Raw genomic sequence first — 22,433 nt, 5'->3', positions numbered from 1 at the left:
TTCATCATGCCTCTGAAATATTTTGAATGATTGTTTGAATTGCTTCTTTTCCATTATATTTTTTTAGTGCTGTTTTATACTTCTCATTATTTTGATTCAATTCTTCGACATACTTTATCAGAGATTTTACAGTTACATCTTCTTCATATAATACGGAGGCATACCCTTGCCTTTCAAAGGACTCTGCATTTAATATTTGATCTCCACGGCTTGCAAATTTCGATAATGGAATTAAAACCATCGGCTTTTGTAATGTTAAAAATTCAAAAATTGCGTTGGAGCCCGCGCGTGAAATAACAAAATCTGTTACCGCTAATATATCCGGCAGTTCTCCATGTACATATTCAAATTGTCTATATCCTTCTTTATTTTGTAAACTTTCATCAAGGTTACCTTTTCCGCAAAGGTGAACAATTTGATACTTTTTAAGAAGTTCTGGTAATGCTTCTCGAGCCGTATCATTAATTTTCTTCGCGCCCAAGCTGCCTCCCATAATCGTAATAACTGGCTTTTTACGTGAAAAACCTAAAAATGCTAAACCTGTTTCAGGATTTCCCTTCAGCACTTCTTCACGTACAGGAGATCCCGTATATATTACTTTTCCTTTCGGTAAATGCTTCGCTGCTTCTTCAAATGTAACAAATATTTTCGAAGCAAAACGAAGCGCAATTTTATTTGCTAGTCCTGGCGTCATATCAGATTCATGTAATAAAACTGGTACTCTATTTAGCCATCCTCCAATTACGACTGGTACAGATACGAAACCGCCTTTTGAAAAAATCACATCTGGTTTTAGTTTTCGAATCCTTACATACGCATCCATAACACCCTTCATTACAAGAAAAGGATCTTTTATATTTTTCAAATCAAAATAACGACGTAGCTTTCCACTCGAAATACTATAGTAGGGAATGCCTTCCTTTTCTATAATCGTTTTCTCAATACCTTGATGAGAACCAATATAAGAGATATCCCAGTTGTCTTCCTGTAAATGTGGGATAATGGCTAAATTAGGTGTTACATGTCCTGCCGAACCGCCACCTGTAAAGACTATTTTCTTCATACGTCTCCCCCTTCTAGACTATAATACACTAAAATATCTTGCCTCAGGGTGAGAAAATACCATAGCCGTTACGGAAGCTTCTGGCTCCATCATGAATCCTTCTGTTAATGAAATACCTATTTCCTCTGGATGAATTAAGCGAAATAGCTTTTCTTGATCTGCAAGTTCTGGACACGCCGGATAACCAAATGACACGCGTATTCCTCTATATTTCGTACGGAAACGTTCTTCCATCGTCAGTTCAGGTGAGTCTGAAATGCCCCAGCGGTCACGAATGAGCATATGTGTTTTTTCAGCAAGTCCTTCTGCTAATTCAAGCGCTAACGATTGAATGGCATGACTACGTAAGTAATCACCTTTCGCCTTCCACTCTTCAGCAATGTCCCGAACTCCTTCCCCAACCGTAACAGATAAGAAAGCAACATAGTCCATCTCATCTCCAATTGGGCGCAAATAATCGCCTAAAGTACGATAGGGGGCCTTTCCTTGTCTAGGGAACGTGAAACGCTCTATAACACGCGTATGATCTTCTGGATCATATATTACAATGTTTTGTCCATCGCTTTGCGCTGGGAAAAATTGATACACTGCTTTTGGCTTTAACCAAGATTGTCCTTCTTGCAATAATTCATCTATTAAATCATTTAATTCATGCGCTCTCTTATCTCCCTCTTTCAAAAGCTTCTTCACATTTCCTTTTAATCCAAGGTGATGCCCAAGTAGCATTTGTCTATTTAAAAATGGAGCGAGATGAAGGGCGGGAATATCGCGTAATACAATTCGTTTTGTTGAATCAGGCACGATAACCTCAGCCTTTGGTAATGGCTCAATTACTGCTGGAATTTCTACTTTCTTCTCCTCTTTTTTTACGATATGAAGATGCCGTTCTTTCTTATCCTGTTTCATCTTCTCACGCTCTTCTTCTTTTTGAAGCTTATTAATAATATCGAGCCCCGTCATCGCATCACTCGCATAACAAACGAGCCCTTTATATGATGGTGAAATCCGATTATCTGTAAACTTTCTCGTTAATGCTGCACCACCTACAACAATGGGAACATCAATATTTGCAGCTTTTAAATCTTCAGCAGTCGTTACCATTTGTTGCGCTGATTTTACTAATAAACCTGAAAGTCCTATAATGTCCGGATTCTTTTCTTGTACTTCTTGAACAATTCGATCTGAACGTACATTAATTCCTAAATTAATAATCTCATATCCGTTATTCGCTAAAATAATTTCAACGAGATTTTTCCCAATATCATGCACGTCACCTTTTACAGTTGCTAATAATACTTTCCCTTTTTTCGCACTATCACTAGATTCCATATATGGCTCTAAATAACTTACAGCAGCTTTCATACTTTCGGCACTTTGCAATACTTCAGCAACAATAAGTTCATTATTATTAAATAGTCGTCCTACCTCGTCCATCCCTGTCATAAGCGGACCGTTAATAATATCAAGAGGTTTTCTTCCTTCTTCAAGTGCAAGACTTAAATCCTCGTGTAATCCTTGTTTCGTACCTTCTACAATATAATTTGCTAGTCTTTCATCAAGCGTTAACGTTTCTTGCACAACGACATCTTTCTTTTTAGCGACTCGGTAAAAGTTTGTAAATTCTTCTAACGTCTCTTTAGTCGTTTCAAACAGTAATGCATCTGCAAGGTGTTTTTCTTCCTCTGGAATCGACGCATAGCGTTCTAATTTTTCCGTATTAACAATCGCGTAATCTAATCCAGCCTTCGTAGCATGATATAAAAAGACGGAATTCAATACTTCACGTCCAGCTGGTGGTAAACCAAATGATATGTTACTTACACCTAAAATCGTTAAACACTCTGGTAACGCTTCTTTAATAAGACGAATTCCTTCTATAGTCGCTGCCGCTGAACCAATATATTCTTCATCACCTGTCCCTACTGGAAACACAAGTGCATCAAAAATAATATCTGACGGACGTATTCCATATTTCGTCGTTAATAATTCGTAACTTCTTTTTGCAATTTCTAATTTTCTTTCAGCACTTACTGCCATACCATCTTCATCGATTGTACCAACTACAATTGCAGCACCATACTTACGAAGAAGCGGTGTTACCTTTTCAAAACGCTCTTCTCCATCTTCTAAATTAATAGAGTTGATAACAGCTTTTCCTTGAATATAAGTAAGTGCTCTTGCCATAACATTTTCATCCGTTGAATCAATCATAATCGGTACTTTTAACACTTTCGTAACTTCTGTCAAAAATTTCTCCATATCTTCTATTTCATCACGATCAGGATCTGCCATACAAATATCAATAATATGAGCATTTTTCTTCACTTGCGCCCTTGCCACTTCAGCAGCCTCTTCAAATTTCCCTTCTGCTACTAATCGTTTAAATTTACGTGATCCAATAACATTCGTTCTTTCACCTACAAATAACGGTCTCATAGACTCATCGTATTGCAGTGCCTCCAATCCACTAATTCCATGTCCTTCTCTCTCATGATGGTCACGAGGCTTAAGAGATGCTAGCGCGGATTTCATTGCTTTTATATGTTCTGGTGTCGTGCCACAACAACCACCGATAATATTAACCCATCCTTCTTCAGCAAATCGCTTCACCTTTTCAGCAAGAGAAGATGGAGATTCATGGTAATGTCCATCTTCATCAGGAAGACCTGCATTTGGATAACAAGAAATGTAACACTCCGATAAATCAGATAGTGAACGAATATGGTCCCTCATAAACTCCGGACCAGTCGCACAGTTTAATCCAACAGATAATGGTTTCATATGTTCTACTGATAAATAAAAAGCTTCAATTGTTTGCCCAGCCAGAGTCGTTCCCATTGGCTCAATCGTTCCTGAAATCATAATAGGAACCGTTTTTTTCATTTCTTCAAAAGCAGCTTGAATTCCAATATAAGCTGCTTTCACGTTACGCATATCTTGACTCGTCTCAACGAGTAATACATCAACTTCTCCTTTTAACAATCCTCGTGCCTGCCTTGTATAAGCCTCAATCAATTCTTCAAAAGTCACACCACCTGTAACACTAATTGCTTTCGTTGTTGGTCCCATTGCTCCCGCAACATATACTTCCTTCCCGCTTTCTTTAACAGCTTGCTTCGCCAAAAGTGCTGCCTTTTCATTTAGTTCTTCATCTAAATGAGACAGCTCATAATCACTTAGTACAATATTCGTTGCCCCAAATGTATTTGTTTCAATAATATCCGCTCCAGCTTCAATATAAGCTTTATGAATTTTTAAAATAACGTCTGGTCTTGTTTCTACTAAATATTCATTACAGCCCTCGTACTCTTCTCCTCCGAAATCTTCAGCAGTTAAATCCTCTTGCTGAATCATTGTCCCCATTGCCCCATCTAATATTAAAATGCTATTCTGTAATTTTTCTTCTATACACTTCATCAATTAATACCTTCTTTCACTTCTTGCTTTTCTCTTACATATTTAACAAGATGTTCTGTAATTTCATACTTTAAAAATGGTGTAATAAGATAAATACCATTAAAATATTTCATCGCTATGTCGATTAATTCTTGCGAAATGCGAATCCCTTCCTCAATTGCTGCCTCTTTCGTTTCGTGTCCATCCATTCTCTCTCTTATTTCTTCAGGAAGAGTAATACCCGGCACCTCAAAATGAAGAAAATCTGCATTCCGCTTACTTACTAACGGCATAATTCCAATAAAAATAGGTTGTTCCAAATGCTTTGTCGCTTCATACACTTCTTCAATTAGCGCGATATCGTAAATTGGCTGAGTTAAAAAATACTCCGCTCCAGCATCTATTTTTCGTTCCATTCGCTTAACCGCTGCTTTTAAGTGCCTCACGTGAGGATTAAATGCGCCGCCTACAGAAAACCTTGTCGCCGGTCCAATTGATTTCCCTAAAATTGAACGTCCATCGTTCATTTCTTTAATCATTTTAATGAGCTCAATAGAGGATAAATCATATACAGAAGTTGCACCGGGAAAATCACCAACGCGCGCTGGATCACCAGTTAAAGCTAGCACTTCTTCCATCCCTAACGCCGATAAACCTAACAAATGAGATTGTAGTCCAATGACGTTATGATCTCTACACGTTAAATGTGTCAATACTGGGATATCATGCTTGGTTAATAACGCACCCATTGCCATATTCGAGATGCGAGGCGATGCTAATGAATTATCTGCTAGAGTAATAGCATCTGCTCCCGCTCTTTTTAACGCTCTTGCTCCTTCAAAAAAACGCTGTGTATCTAACGTTTTCGGTGGATCTAATTCCACTACAACTGTCGTTTGTTTTTTCGCTTTCTCTGCTAGAGTGACGTGAGCCTTCGAACGTTTCTCATGCGTATGAACGACTTTCGGCCTTTGAATCGTGTCTTTTTCTATTACAGGGGTAATATTCGCAACAGCGCGCTTCATACTTTGAATATGTTCTGGAGTCGTACCACAACAACCACCCAATACTCGAATACCTTGCTCAATAAATCTCGGTGTCATCGCTTCAAAATAAGCTGGGCTTCCCTCATATACATAACGTCCCTCCACATAATTCGGGAGACCTGCATTTGGGTATGCTGATAAATAGCCATTTTGCGGAATCGATATCATTTTGAAAGCTTCCGTCATATGAAGCGGCCCTAGTTGACAATTCAATCCAACAACATTTGCACCGCAATCTATAAGTTGCTTTAATATTTCATTGACATCATTTCCATTTTGAGTCGTACCTGCTTCATGTAACGCTAATTGAGCAACAATTGGAATATTCGTTTGCTTACGCAATACTTTAACGGCATGAAGTAATTCAAATTCATCGTAAAAAGTTTCTAATAGTAATCCATCAACCTGTTCTTCTAGTAAAGCCCCTGCCTGTTCAAGTAGCATAAACTCCCTTTCCATATCAGTCGTTGTAACGGCTCCGATGTGTTTCATACCACCAATTGTTCCTAAAATTGCATTTCTGTCTGTAACAGATGCTTTCGCCAGTTTTACTGCCGCTCTATTAATTTCTGTAACTTGATTTTCTAAACCATACATACGTAATTTCGTCTCATTTGCCCCATACGTATTCGTTTGAATTACATCTGCTCCAGCAGCTACATATTGTTTATGAATCGATATAATTAAGTCTGGATCAGATACATTCAATTCTTCAAAGCTACTTTGCAAACCATGTGAATGCAATAACGTCCCAACCGCACCATCACCTATTACAATTCCTTTTGATAATAAATCTAGTAATTTCACGAATCTCCCTCATTTCTATCAATATAAAAACCCCCTCTTCACTTTGAAGAGGGGAACATAATCGTTCCTCCTCTTATTATGCAAAACATTCGTTTTGCAGGTATTAGCACCGTTTCAAACATTTCGTTTGAAGGTTGCCGGGTTTCACAGGGCCTTTCCCTCCACCGCTCTCAATAAGAGTTGTCTTTATTATTTTATTTATGTAGCTAAAAGGAAATGCGTTCCCCTTTTAACAATGTTTGTTAATTTTTTAATAAATTTAGCATGCACAAAAGTAAAAGTCAATGATACTTGCGTAAAAATAAAAATTATTTAAAATAAACTTGCAATTCAATTATCTTTTGTTGTAAAGTTAAAAACATAATAAAAATTTCATACGAACATTCTTATCTAGAGAGGTAGAGGGACTGGCCCTATGACGCCTCAGCAACCATTAACAGTTTGTTAATAAGGTGCTAATTCCAGCAAATTGTGAAAGATTTGACAGATGAGAAGAAGACTCTATTCAAACCGAAAGCCTTCTTCTTAGAAGGCTTTTTTTATTTTATATTCACTTAATGTTTCAATTTAAAAAGGAGGAATTTTCACATGTCAACAATCGAAACGAAACTAGCACAAATCGGAAATCGCAGTGAAACTACAACAGGAACGGTTAATCCACCGGTTTATTTCTCAACCGCTTATCGTCACGAAGGAATTGGTAAATCTACTGGCTTTGACTATTCACGAACTGGCAATCCAACTCGCGGTCTTTTAGAACAGGCGATCGCAGACTTAGAATATGGCGAACAAGGTTATGCCTGTAGTTCAGGGATGGCGGCTGTTCTCCTCGTCCTTTCTCTATTCCACTCTGGAGACGAACTTATTGTATCTGAAGATTTATACGGAGGAACGTATCGATTATTTTCTGAGCACGAAAAAAAGTGGAATGTTCGATGTAGATACGTAAATACACAATCTATTAAACAAATTGAGCAAGCTATCACAACTGAAACGAAGGCTATTTTCATAGAAACTCCAACTAATCCATTAATGCAAGTTACTGATATTGCTGCTGTCGCAACTGTAGCGAAAAGGCACGGACTACTTCTTATTGTAGACAACACATTCTACACACCTTATATACAGCAACCATTAACAGAAGGTGCTGACATTGTACTCCATAGCGCAACGAAATATTTAGGGGGACATAACGATGTACTAAGCGGACTTGTCGTTGCAAAAGGAATGGAACTTTGCGAGGAAATCGCTCATTATCATAATGCATCAGGCGCGGTTTTAAGCCCATTTGACTCATGGTTATTAATTCGCGGTATGAAAACGTTAGCGCTTCGCATGAGACAACATGAAGAAAATGCGAAAGCAGTTGTTGCATATTTAAATGATGAAAACGGGGTGACAGATGTATTTTATCCAGGAAGAGGCGGCATGATTTCATTCCGCCTTAAAGATGAAGCTTGGATTAATCCATTCTTACAATCTTTATCCTTAATTACATTTGCAGAAAGTCTTGGTGGTGTAGAAAGTTTAATGACTTATCCAGCAACGCAAACACATGCTGATATTCCTGAAGATATTAGAACAGCAAACGGTGTATGCAATCGTCTTCTTCGATTCTCCGTTGGCATTGAAAATAGTAACGATTTAATTCAAGACTTAAAGCAAGCCATTAAACTCGTAAAAGAAGGTGTAAAAATATGAGCTATTCTATAGATACACTCTTACTACACAACCAATATAAACATGACTCACAAACGGGCGCTGTGAACGTTCCCATTTATAACACATCAACTTTTCACCAGTTTGATGTAGATACGTTCGGAAAATATGACTATAGCAGGTCAGGAAATCCAACTCGTGAAGCTCTTGAAGATATCATTGCTTTATTAGAAGGTGGAACAAAGGGGTTCGCCTTTGCATCAGGCATTGCAGCGATTTCCACTGCATTCCTCCTTCTTTCACAAGGTGATCACGTACTCATTTCAGAAGATGTATACGGAGGCACTTACAGAGTGATAACTGAGGTACTCTCCCGTTACGGTGTTTCACATACATTTGTTGATATGACCAATTTAGAAGAAATAAAACAAAACATTAAACCAAATACAAAGCTCTTTTATGTAGAAACACCTTCTAACCCACTTTTAAAAGTGACAGATATCCGCGAAGTTTCTAAACTTGCAAAATCTATTGGCGCTCTTACTTTTGTTGATAATACTTTTTTGACACCACTATTCCAGAAACCACTTGAACTTGGAGCTGATGTCGTTCTTCATAGTGCTACAAAATTTATTGCTGGTCATAGTGATGTTACTGCCGGATTAGCAGTAGTAAAAGATGCAGAACTCGCTCAAAAGCTTGGATTTTTACAAAATGCATTCGGTGCTATTTTAGGGCCTCAAGATTGTTCTCTCGTACTTCGTGGCCTAAAAACATTGCATGTACGCCTCGAGCATTCAGCTAAAAATGCCAATAAAATTGCACATTATTTACAAGAGCACACTAAAGTACAAAATGTCTATTATCCTGGATTACAAACGCATCTCGGATTTGATATTCAACAATCTCAAGCAACATCAGCTGGAGCGGTCTTATCGTTTACTTTGCAGTCAGAAGATGCACTCCGCCAATTTTTGTCAAAAGTAAAATTACCCGTTTTTGCAGTTAGTTTAGGAGCGGTAGAGTCAATTCTTTCTTACCCAGCAAAAATGTCACATGCAGCACTGTCGCAAGAAGCTCGTGATGAAAGAGGGATCTCTAATTCATTACTTCGGTTATCAGTTGGCCTTGAAAATGTTGACGATTTAATATCCGATTTTGAAAATGCCCTTTCTTATGTAGAAGAACCTGTAAATGTATAGAATGAATAGAAGATATGAAATTAAGTTTTCATATCTTTTTTTATGCTGTCTACCATACTCGTTTTAGTGCTTTTCTGTCTATATAGTTCATTAAAAAATAAAATTTTTATCTATTTCCAAGTAATGGATTAATTGATATATTAAGAAATAAAAAGGAGCAAAAATAATGGATACTTGTACAGATATTTTAATCGTTATCGATTTACAAAATGGAGTATGTTATAGCGGAGAGCATTTATTTGATTTACAGAACTTACTAACAAAAGTAAATCAAAGAATTTCTTCATACAGAAAATTAAATAAACCAATCCTTTTTGTTCAACATTGTGATGATGATTTAGTACCCGAGAAAGAAAATTGGGCTATTCATACCGATCTAGATGTTCAAGAACAAGATTTTTTTGTAAGAAAAACACATGCAAATTCATTTTATAAAACAAACTTAAAAGAAATTTTAGATCAATTATCTGTAAAGCGCATTGAATTTTGTGGTGCCCAAACAGAGTACTGTATGGATGCTACGATTAAGTTTGCCCACGGACTGGGATACGAAAACTTTATGGCACAGAAAACAACCTCTACGTTGAAGAATCCTTTTATGTCCGCAAAAGAGACGATTGATTTTTACGAGAACATATGGAATCACAGGTTTTTAACGTTGCTAAAAGATGAATTTTAGAATAAATGACTAATGACTTGATTATCCTAAGATTTATCAGCTGTAATCAAATATTTCGTTATCATCATAAAGAAGCGAATTACATTCAGCTTCTTTTCTTTTAAACTGTTTTATATTCTATATATATCATTACAATTCCTTTGTCATATTATTTTAAAAATTTTGTATATTCATTTGAAAGAATAAGAAAATCATGATAAAATTGTGTTACAAATATATCTATATCTTTCAATTTTTAAAACGCATCGAAATTTTCACCCAAAAATTTTATTTTACAAAAACGTGCTAATTTACCTATTTTATTTACATCAGGGTCTCTTTTCTTACAATTTCTTTACTTTAGGACTTTTTTTCTGCAACAACTATTTTCTTTTCTTTAAATTTTTGGTATGTATAGTATGGTATAATAGCTCACACGGAGGTGGAAAAGAACATGTTAGAAACCTTTCAAAAAGAATTAGAACTATATGAAAGTAATGCAGAATTATTAAAAGTACTAGCTCATCCTGTTCGTTTATGTATCGTAAAAGGATTAATTGAGCGCGGTCCAAGCAACGTTTCTACAATGTATACTGGCTTAAACATGCCACAATCTACAATTTCACAGCATTTAGCAAAATTAAAAAGCGCTAAAATCGTTTCTAGTGAAAGAAAAGGATTAGAAATTTATTACAAAGTAGAGAACGAAACAATAATTCAACTCGTTCGCGTATTATTAGGTTAGGGACTAATAATCGAAGAAAAAGAACGTATTCTATATTTTTCATCTCATATCTTTAATATAAATATATATCATGAGAGGAAATATATAATACTACATAAGTCGTATTAAAAAACAAGACACAGTATATACTGTGTCTTGTTTTTTTATATTGTTACATACTGCTCCAAATGCAAATGTTGCATATCTTTTGTATGTATAACAACATCAAACGCACTCCCTACTCCTCCATTCAAAATCATAGAACGAACTGCTCGATTTTTTTTTTGCGTTTCAGAAAAAGGATTCGTATCTTGATGGCTCGTAAGCTGTTCTAATATTCCTGCAGCTAACAAGAACTCAGATTGTTTCTTATGCCATACTGCACTCATTCCCTGCAGACTAAACATCTCAGTTAGCTCGTCCCAATGAATATGAGTAGTAAGATCCATTTCACCTGGATACGCTAGTGGGTTTCGTATTAGCTTATGCTGATAATACCCTCGCAAACTTCCTTCACGGTGTGCTGGATGCATCCATTCTTCTTTTGTGTATCCGTAATCAACTGTAATACATATACCTTTTTGAAACCATTTCGCAATTTCTTTTATATACTCCTCCATCACAATTGGTACTTCAAAACGTTGCCCTTCAGCAATATGAATATTATATTTCAATAAATATCGACCAATTCTTTTATCTAACGGCCTACATACTTCTGAAAGGTTTCCTTCCTCTGTATATGTAATACGTACTTCATACAACATACCATTTCTTTTCTCAATTATTTCAACAGGAAATGCATCAAACAACTCATTCGAAAAAAGAATTCCCTCGAAAGAATCTCCCATTTCACTATAGGAGGTATAGTACGATACATTAGAAAATGAGCCAAGTTGCTCCTGCTGTAATTTCCTATGAAAAGGGCTCACTTCAATCATTGAATAGTTTAAATCAATAAAGGTTTTTGGAGATAATTGCTTCCATTCTTGTAAAACATCATAGGCAAACTTTCCAGTTCCCCCACCAACCTCACAAATATTCGAAGCAACTTCACCATTTTCAACAAGACGAATAAAAAGTTTAGCAAAAGTTTTTGCAAAAACAGAGGATACATTGCTACTTGTAAAAAAATCCCCTTTTCTTCCAATCTTTTCACGTTCTTTCATATAATATCCATGACCTTCTGTATACAATACAAGGTTCATATACGTACTATATGAAATTGAATAATCCTTTTCTTTCCCCATCCATTCTCTTAAAATGAGCTCCATTCCCATAATGACTCCTTATTGTAAAAACGGATTATTTTCTTTTTCAAAGCCAATGCTTGTTTCTGGACCATGTCCACATAACACCGCTGTTTCATCTGGTAATACAAATAATTTCTCTTCAATACTTCCAATTAATTCAGCAAAACTTCCACCAGGCAAATCTGTTCTTCCAATGCTCATTTGGAACAATACATCTCCTGAGAATACAGCATTCGCCTCTTTACTATAATAAGAAATACTTCCTGGAGAATGTCCCGGCGTCTCAAAAATTTCAAAATTAAATGATCCAATTGTTAATGTACCTTCTGCATCAATAATATGATCCGCTGGTTTTGCTGTAATACTGCGGTTGATCATAAAAATTTGAGAGCCGTTTACAGTTGCATCTCCTAACCAATCTGCTTCTTCTTTATGTACGTATACAGGAATATAAAAAGCGTCTCTTACCGCATCAACAGCACCGATATGATCAAAGTGAGCATGTGTTAATAAAACCGCCAATGGTTTTAATTGTTCTTCTTGTAAATATGTAACGAGCTTTTCACCTTCATGACCAGGGTCAAAGATAATGCACTCTTTTTGATCGTTCATTAAAATATAAGCATTGGTTTGCAATGGGCCTAACGGCATTTGTATCCATTTCATATGAAATCTCCTCCAATTATTAAACTTACTTTTAATGATACAACATTTCTTTCTCTGAGGAAAAGAAAGGATGCTATCTCGACAATCATTTTTAAAACATGTACAATATAAAAGAGTAAATATTCCAAAAACTCATAATAAGAAATGGGTAGACAGAGGAGGATATTGTATGGGCCTTGTTATTATTTTTACACTTGTCACTCTGTTAGCTGTATTTGCTACGCTTAGAACACTTCGTGAAAAAAACTTTTTCGCGAGCGGCTTTGCAATTGCAACTGTACTCGTTTTCGGATGGTTTACGATCATGACTGTTCTATATAACGGGTATCCACCAGCAGCTTAATTCGTTTACACTTTATTCTTCATCGAGATTTCACACAAAAAGAGGAAGGGTTCCCCCTTCCTCTTTTCATATTTCACATCTTATATCATCTTCGCTTCGTATTTGTGCTTTTTTACAAGCCAAGCTCCTCCGATAACACCTGCATCATTACCAAGTGTTGCAATAGCTAACTTCGTGCTCTTTACAGCACGTGAGAAAGCGTATTGCTCGAAATAGCGTTGAATTGGTTCTAATAGCGCATCTCCAGCTTTAGACACGCCTCCACCAATAACAATTTTCTCTGGGTTCAACGTACTAGAAAGGTTCGCTACAGCTAATCCTAAATAAGAAGCTACTTTTTCTACTACTTCGCCTGCTAATTCATCACCTTGTCCAAGTGCTTCAAAGACATCTTTTGATGTAATACGTCCTTCTTCAGCTAACATAGAACGCAACATGCTTTCTTTATTAGTCTCTTGTATTTTTTGCATAGCAACACGTACAATACCTGTTGCAGATGCTACTGTTTCTAAGCAACCAGACTTCCCGCAATTACATGGGAAAGCATTTTCTGTAACTACTGTAATATGTCCAATCTCACCAGCAGCACCACTCACGCCGTGTACAATCTCACCATTGGCGATTACACCACCACCAACGCCCGTACCAAGTGTCATGCAGATTAAATCTTTTGCACCTTCACCAGCACCTTTCCACATTTCACCAAGCGCTGCTAAGTTTGCATCATTATCAATAACAACAGGTAATCCTGTTTCTACTTCTAATAAATCTTTTAGCGGATAGTTTTTCCACCCTAAATTAACCGCTTCATAAATCATTCCAGATGCCACATGTACAGGGCCAGGAGCTCCCATACCAATACCAATTAACTTGCTCTTCAATTCGCCTAATTCTTCTAGCTTTTTATCAATTGCTTTCGCAACATCAAGTGTAATATGTTTTCCTTGCTCACCTGTATTCGTAGGGATTTCCCACTTATGTAAAATTTCACCGTATACATTAATAAATGCTAATTTAATCGTTGTACCACCAAGGTCAACACCAACTAACCATTTCTCTTCCATGTTGCTTACCTACCTTTATCTAATTCTTATTTAGCTCTTTTTGAATTTCTTGCTTCAATAAAAATAAAGCTGTTTGATAGTCTTGTGGATCGATTAGCTGTGATTGATTTAATTCACGCAATTCATCTTGCATTAATTGTAAATCTGCAATTCGATCTCCCGTATAAATAATCGTACCAAATTTCTTTAGCAATTGCTGAATATCATAAATAGATACCATTTCATCACCCTCTATGCTCGCTTACTATAAAAAATTATAATAAGAAAACGTTCACATATTTTATTATAATCAAGAAGAAAAAGTCTCGTCAATTTTTATTTGTCTAGACAAGCTCATTTATGAGCATTGTTCCTTTTTCTGTAATAATTTTTTCTATATTTTTATCAAATGGCTCTACCGGAATGTGTTTTACCATTTGAAAACCATACGCTAATGATAGCGTTTTCCCTTTATAATGCACGAGATAACGATCATAATAGCCACCGCCGTACCCAATTCGCTCTCCTCGTTCTGTATAAGCTACGCCCGGCACAATTTGAAGATCAATTCCATCCACATTCACTTCTTCCGTAAGCCCGGGAATCGGTTCGCGTAAATTCATATACACCGTTTCTAATTGATCAAAATTATTAATTTGCCGGAAGGACATCGTTCTTGTTCCTTTATTACACTTAGGAACTACAACTTTCTTTCCTTCTTCCCAAGCTTTTTCAATAATAGGATATGTATTCACTTCATTTTCCATTGAAAGAGTAATTCCAATTGTTTTAGCTTCAACCCACTCTTTTTGCGCATACAGCAAAAATGCAATCTGTTCTGATAAAGTTGTATACTGTTCTTCTGATAAAGAATTCATGTGTTCTATTATTTGTTTACGCAAACGCACTTTCTCTTCTTTCACACATTTCCCCCCTACAGTGACACTTTTCTCTATGATGATAGTGTATCACTTTTAACATAGGAATCGAATAAAAAAAGAAACAGTAGGAAAATATTCCTACTGCTTACTTTGTTTCACGGTGTAACGTAGACTTCTTGTCACGCTTGCAATACTTTTTAAGCTCGATACGCTCAGCGTTGTTACGTTTATTTTTCTTTGAGATATAGTTACGATCTCCGCATTCTGTACATGCTAGAGTAATATTCACACGCATTCTTATTTCCCTCCAGTACTAATAACTTAAATCAGACTATACTATAATACCACTTTTAAAATAAAAATTCTACACCTTTTGATATTGTCTAATTTTTTCTATAAGATTTTCCATGTTTTCCCTTGCTATTACTGGGTTTCTAGCATGTGAATACACTAAAAATTTTGGTTGTTTTGTGTCAGAAACGATATAAGACCACTCTTTTTCAGTATATTTGAACTGTACTCCTTCAAATATACCTTCTCCCTTCCTTTCTATATCATCCAATAATTTCCTCATAATTTCCCCTTTTTCATTCCATGAACATACCACTTCATCATAAAGTAAATAGAGCGGCGGTGATTGCTCTACTATGCTGAGAAACGTTTTTCCTTGCAATGCTATTAGCTCGAATAATTTTCCAATTCGATATAAAATATCTCGCTTCCACCTTACTTGAAACGACTTTCTTTCATCCTGCGTATAAAATAGAAGATAACATTCTCCTAACTTCAAAGACATCGGGTAAATATTTCCTGTCGATTCGAGTAAAAAATCCGGAATATCTACCTCTTCCAAATCTGTACCCTGGTAAATATTACTATGTTTATCGTATAACTCGAAATGATTTCCTTGCTCAGAAAACATAAGAGCCATATTCGCTTTACTTGATTTCATCAAAGCTTTCACATGATCTTTTTGTTCGCTTGCATAAATCCATGTAACTGTACAACCAAGTCTTTGCAGAAAGAGCATAAGTAAATGTTGCAACGTATCATTTCTCTTATTAATAAGAAGATGAAACTTCTGCATCTGTATTTTCTCGATATCAATATGCTCCAATATAACTTCTATATACTCATTTATAGAAACATGAACCAGCTCATTACGCCCCATTTCTTTCTCATGTACGTAATAAAACAATTCGGACATATATACTTGTTCTATCTCTTTTTGCTGCTTATACGTTAACGGCATGCCAGCTTGACTGTATAACTTTATAACAATCTCATTCTCATTCTCCACTTGAATGAAAACACCACCTGCACATTGCAAATGATGAACACTATATTGAAAAAGTGACTCGTTCATTTCTTTACATTCCATCGTATGAATCCCTATACCATGAATAGCATGTAAAAATAAATTTTTATAAGAGGTTGTTTCTATATTTTCTTGACTTCCAATTAATATACTCTCTCCTTTTGTAAAAAGAGATCCATACGCCATCGCAATCTTCACGATAAACTGGGGAGTAATTTCAACATTCCCTCTTCCTACAATGCGGCTTTTTTGTAACCAACCTGCACTCATTTCACTCTCTTGAATACCAGCTGCTCCTACTATCGAATGACTATCAATGGCCTTATAAGGCCATAGTTTTCCTTTTTGCTTAATTACCGTGCTTCTCCCAATATGACAGTGATCCGCTACAACGCTTTTTTGAAACAGTGTAACGTCATCTTCAACTATTGTACGCTCTCCTATTGTCGTTTCTAATAGTTCACAATACTTCCCAATGTGGGCATTTGCAAAAACAATACTTTTTTGAAGATGAGAATAATTTGAAACGATACTATTTTTCCCAATAATAGAATATGGCTCAATTACAGCTCCTGTACCAATCTTTGCTCCTTCTCCAATAAAAGAGGGGCCATGAATTTTCGTCCCTTTGCCAATCGTCACCCCTTCTCCCATCCATACCATCGGTAATACTTCCGTATAAGGAATAGGTACTTGTAACTTTTTCGTTAACAAATCAAATTGTGCTTGTCGATATTGATTAAATGTGCCGATATCTAACCAATAACCTTCTGACAAATATGCGAATAACACATTTTTATTTGCCAATAACGGAAACACATCATGACTAAAATCAAAAAATTGCCTAGGCGGTATGTAAGAAAAGATTTCTGGCTCCATAATATATATGCCTGTATTCACAACATTAGAGACTACCTCATTCCAGCCCGGCTTTTCTATATATCGTGTAACCTCCTGGTCTTTATTCATTACAACCAATCCAAATGAGAGTGGATTTTCTACTTCTTTCACAAACATTGTTACTATTCTTTTCTTTTGTTCATGAAACCTAATTCCTTCTGATAATTGAAAGTCAGTTAATGCATCCCCACTTATCACAACAAATGTTTCATCTAAAAATTGTTCTGCTTGTTTAATACTCCCTGCTGTACCAAGCGGAGGAGAGTCTTCAAAATAATACAAGTTAACTCCCCATTTACTACCATCACCAAAATATTGCTTAATGGTCGTACTCATATATTGAACAGTAATTGCAATTTCACGAATACCATGCTGGCGTAATAACTCAATATTGTATTCTAAAACTGGTTTTTCTAATAACGGTAACATCGGCTTTGGAGTATTACATGTTAATGGTCTAAGGCGTCTTCCTTTTCCTCCAGCTAAAATAACCCCCTTCATATACTTCAGCCTCCACTTATATAATGTTCAGTAGCTCCATATACCATATGTATATTCTCTATCCCACATGAACTAGCAGCATAAACTTGATTAGTTAAACGAATCCTCATTTAAAAGACCCTATAATTAAATGTCCCACCTATAAAAACGTACGGTTCAAACTCAAAGAAAGCGCTTACTATTAATTGATAAATAATACTTATTAACGAACAACATATATACTAATTTTCCCATTACATTATGATACATCTTATCATCATAAACTAAAGGAAACAACGAGCTTTTTTTGTCATGTTTTGACTAAAAAAAGCAGGTGATTTCTCATCACCCGCTTTAATTCCTACTCATTCAATAAATAATGCTTTCCTTTTACTAAATAAAAGACATTTTCAGCAATATTTGTAATATGATCTGCTACACGCTCAATATATCTCGCCACAAATGATAATTGTGTAATTTGCGTAATTGCTTCTGGTTGTTCCGGAACTGAAGATATAAACTCACGAATTGATTTTCCATATATTTCATCAACAGAATCATCCATTTCAGCGATTTGTTTCGCAAAAGTTAAATTTTCTTGTTCATATGCTTCTAACGCTAAATGCAACATCTCATTTGCAATCGCAAACATTTCATCCAGGTTGTGCAAACTAACAGCCACTTCTTTTTCCCCAAGACGAATTGTAGCCTTTGCAATATTAACAGCATGATCTGCAATACGCTCTAAATCTGTCGCTGTTTTAATTGAAATAAAGATCCTTCTTAAGTCACTTGCTACAGGTTGCTGCTTCGTAATAAGCATAAGTGCAAGATCGTTTATTTCCTCTTCTAAATTATCCATGCGGTAATCACCATCAATGACCTCTAACGCTTTCTCTACATCCCTTGTATGCAGACCTTCCATAGCAATCAATAAAGCCGCATTTGCTAATTCTCCAAGCTCGATTACCTTTTGCTGTAACACTTTTAAATCACCTTGAAACTGTTCTCTTACCATTTTTTCTTCCCCCTCAATATTATGTGCCATTATATATAAAGTGAAACTTTAATCAACCCTCATCAATCGGGCTTTTACAGGCGGCCCGCCATCTAACTTCTTTGCTTTTGTTGAATTTTGAAATCCGGTCTTACTGCCCGCAAATAGCGGGATAAATCTCCTACATAGCCTCTTACACTTGTAATAAAACTTAAAATAAAGGAAGTATTACTTCCCTATTAAAGTGAGATAAAAATAAGAAATGCCCTCTGTTAAGAGGGCATTTTCTCTTAGCTTTGCGACGATATCAGCCAAAGCGACCTGTAATATAATCTTCTGTACGCTTATCTGAAGGAGTCGTAAATAATTTGTTTGTATCTGTATACTCCACAACTTCCCCGCTTAAGAAGAAAGCAGTTTTGTCTGAAATACGCGCTGCTTGTTGCATATTATGCGTTACGATAACAATACTAAAGTCTTTCTTTAACTCTTGAATTAATTCTTCTACTTTTAATGTTGAAATTGGATCTAATGCCGATGTTGGCTCATCCATTAAAATAACGTCTGGCTCAATAGCTAAGCAGCGTGCGATGCATAGACGCTGTTGCTGTCCACCAGATAAACCGTATGCATTATCGTGCAAACGATCTTTTAATTCATCCCAAATCGCTGCTCCACGTAAACTTTTTTCAACAATTTCATCTAATGTCTTTTTGTCACGAATACCATGGATTTTTGGACCGTATGCTACATTCTCATAAATAGATTTTGGAAATGGATTTGGCTTTTGGAACACCATTCCTACATGTGTTCTTAATTCTTCAACTGGATATGATTTATCAAATATATTGCGTTCTCTATATTCAATTACACCTGTAGTTCGAACGATCGGTACTAACTCTACCATGCGATTTAACGTTTTTAAGTACGTTGATTTACCACAGCCACTTGGACCGATAATGGCTGTAACTTCATTCTCATGAATACTTAAATTAATATCTTTTAAAGCATGGTCTTCCCCGTACCATAAATTTAAGTTTTTCGTATCAAATACTACTTTCTTTGGCGCAGTCTCGATTTTCTCTTCGTTTTTCACCTGTACATTTACTACTGTTGCTACCATTTGAATTCCCCTTTCATCCACTTCCAACTTATTTTCGATTTCGTAACCATAAAACAAATATATTGATAAATAGCAACAAACCTAACAAAACAATCATCCCAGCTGCTGCTACATACTGAAATTCTTCTTGTGGCCTACTCATCCAATTAAAAATTTGAATTGGTAAAACTGTAAATCTATCAAACATACTAAATGGAACATAATTCGCAAACGCAAGTGCCCCGATCACTAATAGTGGTGCTGCTTCTCCAATTGCTCTTGATATCGCTAACGTACAGCCCGTTATAATCCCCGGGAAAGCATATGGCAATACAATTTGATACATCGTTTGCCACTTCGTAGCACCTAATCCGTAAGAACCCTCTAATAATACACTTGGTACTGATCGGATTGCTTCTTGACTCGCCACAACAACTGTTGGTAAGACGAGTAAACTCATCGTCAGTGCTGCTGCAACTATACTCTCTCCTAAATGAAGAGCATATACAAAAATAGTTAAACCAAGCAATCCAAATACAACGGATGGTACTCCTGCTAACGTTTGATTATTAATCTCTACTATTTTTTTAAATAGAGATTCCTTCGCATATTGCTCTAAATAAAGAGCTGTTCCAACTCCAAATATAAAAGAAACAGGTATAACAATACTCATAAATAATATTGTCCCTGACAAAGCTGCAGCAATACCAGCTTCTTTCGGATTACGTGAAGCGAAATTTGTAAAGAAATCTATTGAAAGATAACTTATGCCTTTTTCAACAATTTGAAACAGTAACACAGACAAAATTACGATTGAAAATAAAATTGCTATATAAAATAACAATTTGTAAATTCGATCTTTTAAAAAGCGTGATGCCATGTTTTTTTGTATTTTATTATGATTCAACATTCGCATATTATGTCATCCTCCTAAAACGGCGCATAATAGACTGCGAAATGATGTTCATAATAAAAGTAAACATAAATAAAGTTGCACCTACAGCATACATGCTGTAATACGTAACCGTTCCATGCGGAGCATCACCTAAACTTACTTGCACAATATAGGCTGTTAACGTTTGAATAGAATGTGTCGGATCAAGCGATACATTTGGTGTGGATCCTGCTGCAATTACAACGATCATCGTTTCACCAATTGCACGAGAAGCCGCTAATATAATTGCTGCCATAATCCCTGTAAAAGCGGACGGAAACACCACTTGTTTTACCATTTCAAACCGCGTCGCTCCGAGTGCTAATGAAGCTTCTTTCGTCCCTTTCGCCACAGATCTCATCGCGTCTTCAGATAGAGATGCAACTGTAGGCATCATCATAAATCCGATAACGATTCCTGGACTAATCGCATTAAAAAACTGTAAATCTGGTATAATCCTTTGTAAAAGCGGTGTAACAATTGTTAATGCAAAAAAACCGTATACAATTGTCGGGATACCTGCTAATAGCTCTAACATCGGCTTTAATATTTTCCGTGCACTATTTGAAGCATATTCGCTTAAAAATACAGCACACGCTAAACCGATAGGAATTGCCACAAACATAGCAAGCGCTGTTACAAGGAACGTTCCACATATAAGTGATACTATACCAAATTTAGGATCTTCAAAAAATGGTAACCATTCTTTCTCCGTCAAAAAGGAGTATAGTGATATTTTTTGAAAAAACATGATTGTTTCATTAGAGAGCGTAAAAACAATTCCAAGTGTCGTCACAATAGAAACGCTAGCAATTATTTTTAGTAATAAAGGTACTATTCGATTGATTCGCTGCGTTTTTTTTCTTTGCTTTTTATTTCTTTCAATCAAATGTTGTACAGAAAATGTAATTTGATTTTTGTCATTATGAGCCAAAGATGAAAACCCCTTTCCACCCTGACATTACCTTTTTATTTCTGTTAACATACGCAGCTGTTCATTGTATTTTTCTTTTCGCAATTTTACATAACCGACCTCTTCAGCGAGGTTACCAACATGCTGAATCATAAACTCAACATAGTTTGCTACATTCATTTTATTTCGGATAGATGCATTATTCACATAAGTAAGTAGCGGCCTAGATAACGGCTTATATTTACCTGATTGAATGGTCTCTTTCGTCGGAAATACACCATTTACTTTTATTGCTTTCACCTTATCTCGATTAGCCATATAATAAGCATATCCTACAAAAGCAATGGCATGTTTATCATTCATTACCCCTTGCATAATAACTTGATCGTCTTCAGACAAAGAGACTTTTTTTACAATGCGATGATTTTGTAAGATGACATTTTGAAAATAATCATACGTACCAGAGTCTACGCCTGGTGCATAAAAGTTCACTTGTTCACGTGGCCATGTTGAATGAATTTGTGACCATCGCTTCTCACTTCCATCTTCACTCCACAGTAGACGTAACTCGTCTACTGACATATCGTCTACCCATGTATTGTGCCAATTCACAACAATTGTAAGACCATCGTTAGCCACCTCAAAAGGTGTGAATTGAATAGAATTTTTCTTCATTTCATTTTTCTCGACTTGTTTCATTACTCTCGAAGCATTATTTATATCTACTTCTCCTTTACCGAAACGATTAAATCCTCCCCCAGTTCCAGAAATACTGATGGAAATTTTCACGTCTGGATGCACCTTTGTATATTCCTCCGCTACTGCTTCTATAATAGGAAAAACCGTTGAGGATCCATCAACTCTCACTTCTCCCGTATTATTTAAAGCAAATGCAGTAGACATTTCAAAACAGAGGAACCATATTGATAGTACGAAAATTTTAATCGGTGTACGCATCCATTTCACGTGTTCTTCCTCCTAGAAGTAACCGGAAATAACAGGATTACAGATATAAGAATACTGCTAAACTATTAATTCGGTTTTAATTGTT

At 36.0% G+C, this 22,433-nt stretch carries 20 protein-coding genes and 2 riboswitches; of the genes, 5 read left to right on the top strand and 15 right to left on the bottom strand.

What is annotated here, in order from left to right; translation table 11 throughout:
* Window positions 1–4: 4 nt before the first annotated feature.
* The 3 genes from MHI28_RS25895 to MHI28_RS25885 are packed head-to-tail and all read right to left on the bottom strand — an operon-like array spanning window position 5 to window position 6,312.
* Window positions 5–1,063: an undecaprenyldiphospho-muramoylpentapeptide beta-N-acetylglucosaminyltransferase gene (locus MHI28_RS25895; RefSeq protein ID WP_000724743.1), complete on the bottom strand. Its 1,059-nt coding sequence runs from the start codon at window positions 1,061–1,063 to the stop codon at window positions 5–7.
* A gap of 18 nt (window positions 1,064–1,081) precedes the next feature.
* Window positions 1,082–4,480, bottom strand: a complete 3,399-nt coding sequence (metH, locus tag MHI28_RS25890) for a methionine synthase (RefSeq protein WP_000649723.1) — start codon at window positions 4,478–4,480, stop codon at window positions 1,082–1,084.
* Window positions 4,480–6,312: a bifunctional homocysteine S-methyltransferase/methylenetetrahydrofolate reductase gene (locus MHI28_RS25885; protein WP_000770368.1), complete on the bottom strand. Its 1,833-nt coding sequence runs from the start codon at window positions 6,310–6,312 to the stop codon at window positions 4,480–4,482. The genes metH and MHI28_RS25885 overlap by 1 nt, the downstream gene beginning before the upstream one ends.
* A gap of 70 nt (window positions 6,313–6,382) precedes the next feature.
* A riboswitch (SAM riboswitch) is annotated at window positions 6,383–6,492 on the bottom strand.
* A 203-nt stretch (window positions 6,493–6,695) separates the two neighbouring features.
* Window positions 6,696–6,806, top strand: a riboswitch (SAM riboswitch).
* Between the two features lie 94 nt (window positions 6,807–6,900).
* On the opposite strand from MHI28_RS25885, the gene metI reads away from it, so the two are divergent.
* The 4 genes from metI (at window position 6,901) to MHI28_RS25865 (ending at window position 10,576) form a co-directional block, all read left to right on the top strand.
* Window positions 6,901–8,013 carry a cystathionine gamma-synthase/O-acetylhomoserine thiolyase gene (metI, locus tag MHI28_RS25880; RefSeq protein ID WP_000103880.1) on the top strand — a complete coding sequence of 371 codons (1,113 nt, stop codon included), beginning with the start codon at window positions 6,901–6,903 and terminating at the stop codon, window positions 8,011–8,013.
* Window positions 8,010–9,173: a cystathionine beta-lyase gene (gene metC / locus MHI28_RS25875; RefSeq protein WP_000122298.1), complete on the top strand. Its 1,164-nt coding sequence runs from the start codon at window positions 8,010–8,012 to the stop codon at window positions 9,171–9,173. The genes metI and metC overlap by 4 nt, the downstream gene beginning before the upstream one ends.
* Before the next feature lie 166 nt (window positions 9,174–9,339).
* Window positions 9,340–9,852, top strand: coding sequence for a cysteine hydrolase family protein (locus MHI28_RS25870; protein WP_000379186.1), 513 nt, complete (start codon window positions 9,340–9,342; stop codon window positions 9,850–9,852).
* Window positions 9,853–10,285: 433 nt separating this feature from the next.
* Entirely contained in the window at window positions 10,286–10,576 is a 291-nt protein-coding gene (locus tag MHI28_RS25865) for an ArsR/SmtB family transcription factor (protein ID WP_000894377.1), read from the top strand.
* A 143-nt stretch (window positions 10,577–10,719) separates the two neighbouring features.
* Here MHI28_RS25865 and MHI28_RS25860 read toward each other — a convergent pair whose 3' ends face one another.
* Window positions 10,720–11,832, bottom strand: coding sequence for a class I SAM-dependent methyltransferase (locus MHI28_RS25860; protein ID WP_000525134.1), 1,113 nt, complete (start codon window positions 11,830–11,832; stop codon window positions 10,720–10,722).
* Window positions 11,833–11,841: 9 nt separating this feature from the next.
* Entirely contained in the window at window positions 11,842–12,471 is a 630-nt protein-coding gene (locus MHI28_RS25855; RefSeq protein ID WP_000871228.1) for an MBL fold metallo-hydrolase, read from the bottom strand.
* 169 nt (window positions 12,472–12,640) lie between these two features.
* Between MHI28_RS25855 and MHI28_RS25850 the strand changes: the two genes are divergently transcribed.
* Window positions 12,641–12,814 (top strand): DUF2759 domain-containing protein, encoded by a 174-nt coding sequence (locus MHI28_RS25850; protein ID WP_000524852.1) that lies wholly within the window; start codon window positions 12,641–12,643, stop codon window positions 12,812–12,814.
* 80 nt (window positions 12,815–12,894) lie between these two features.
* Here the strand turns inward: MHI28_RS25850 and glcK are convergent, their stop codons facing one another.
* The 10 genes from glcK to MHI28_RS25800 all read right to left on the bottom strand — a co-directional run bounded on the left by glcK (window position 12,895) and on the right by MHI28_RS25800 (window position 22,348).
* The gene (glcK, locus tag MHI28_RS25845; protein WP_000391701.1) at window positions 12,895–13,878 is read right to left on the bottom strand and encodes a glucokinase; all 984 of its coding nucleotides are present in this window, start codon (window positions 13,876–13,878) and stop codon (window positions 12,895–12,897) included.
* 19 nt (window positions 13,879–13,897) lie between these two features.
* Window positions 13,898–14,098 carry a YqgQ family protein gene (locus MHI28_RS25840; protein ID WP_000253699.1) on the bottom strand — a complete coding sequence of 67 codons (201 nt, stop codon included), beginning with the start codon at window positions 14,096–14,098 and terminating at the stop codon, window positions 13,898–13,900.
* A gap of 103 nt (window positions 14,099–14,201) precedes the next feature.
* Entirely contained in the window at window positions 14,202–14,780 is a 579-nt protein-coding gene (locus MHI28_RS25835) for a 5-formyltetrahydrofolate cyclo-ligase (RefSeq protein WP_000656859.1), read from the bottom strand.
* Window positions 14,781–14,883: 103 nt separating this feature from the next.
* Window positions 14,884–15,033, bottom strand: coding sequence for a 50S ribosomal protein L33 (rpmG, locus tag MHI28_RS25830; RefSeq protein ID WP_001265616.1), 150 nt, complete (start codon window positions 15,031–15,033; stop codon window positions 14,884–14,886).
* A 69-nt stretch (window positions 15,034–15,102) separates the two neighbouring features.
* On the bottom strand, window positions 15,103–17,457 hold the full coding sequence (locus MHI28_RS25825) for a sugar phosphate nucleotidyltransferase (protein ID WP_340828331.1): 2,355 nt from the start codon (window positions 17,455–17,457) through the stop codon (window positions 15,103–15,105).
* Between the two features lie 340 nt (window positions 17,458–17,797).
* Window positions 17,798–18,454 carry a phosphate signaling complex protein PhoU gene (phoU, locus tag MHI28_RS25820; protein ID WP_000251245.1) on the bottom strand — a complete coding sequence of 219 codons (657 nt, stop codon included), beginning with the start codon at window positions 18,452–18,454 and terminating at the stop codon, window positions 17,798–17,800.
* Window positions 18,455–18,740: 286 nt separating this feature from the next.
* Entirely contained in the window at window positions 18,741–19,556 is an 816-nt protein-coding gene (gene pstB, locus MHI28_RS25815; RefSeq protein ID WP_000226681.1) for a phosphate ABC transporter ATP-binding protein, read from the bottom strand.
* Window positions 19,557–19,584: 28 nt separating this feature from the next.
* Window positions 19,585–20,451, bottom strand: coding sequence for a phosphate ABC transporter permease PstA (pstA, locus tag MHI28_RS25810; RefSeq protein ID WP_001242568.1), 867 nt, complete (start codon window positions 20,449–20,451; stop codon window positions 19,585–19,587).
* 1 nt (window position 20,452) lies between these two features.
* Window positions 20,453–21,403 carry a phosphate ABC transporter permease subunit PstC gene (gene pstC / locus MHI28_RS25805; RefSeq protein WP_340828330.1) on the bottom strand — a complete coding sequence of 317 codons (951 nt, stop codon included), beginning with the start codon at window positions 21,401–21,403 and terminating at the stop codon, window positions 20,453–20,455.
* A 27-nt stretch (window positions 21,404–21,430) separates the two neighbouring features.
* Window positions 21,431–22,348, bottom strand: a complete 918-nt coding sequence (locus tag MHI28_RS25800; RefSeq protein ID WP_000871825.1) for a PstS family phosphate ABC transporter substrate-binding protein — start codon at window positions 22,346–22,348, stop codon at window positions 21,431–21,433.
* Between the last annotated feature and the right edge of the window lie 85 nt (window positions 22,349–22,433).

Origin of the sequence: Bacillus sp. FSL K6-0268 (genome assembly GCF_038005425.1) — a bacterium.
Taxonomy (GTDB): Bacteria; Bacillota; Bacilli; order Bacillales; family Bacillaceae_G; genus Bacillus_A; species Bacillus_A thuringiensis_S.
The sequence above is the reverse complement of the archived record's forward strand: the minus strand, read 5'-3'. Positions and strand labels throughout refer to the sequence as shown.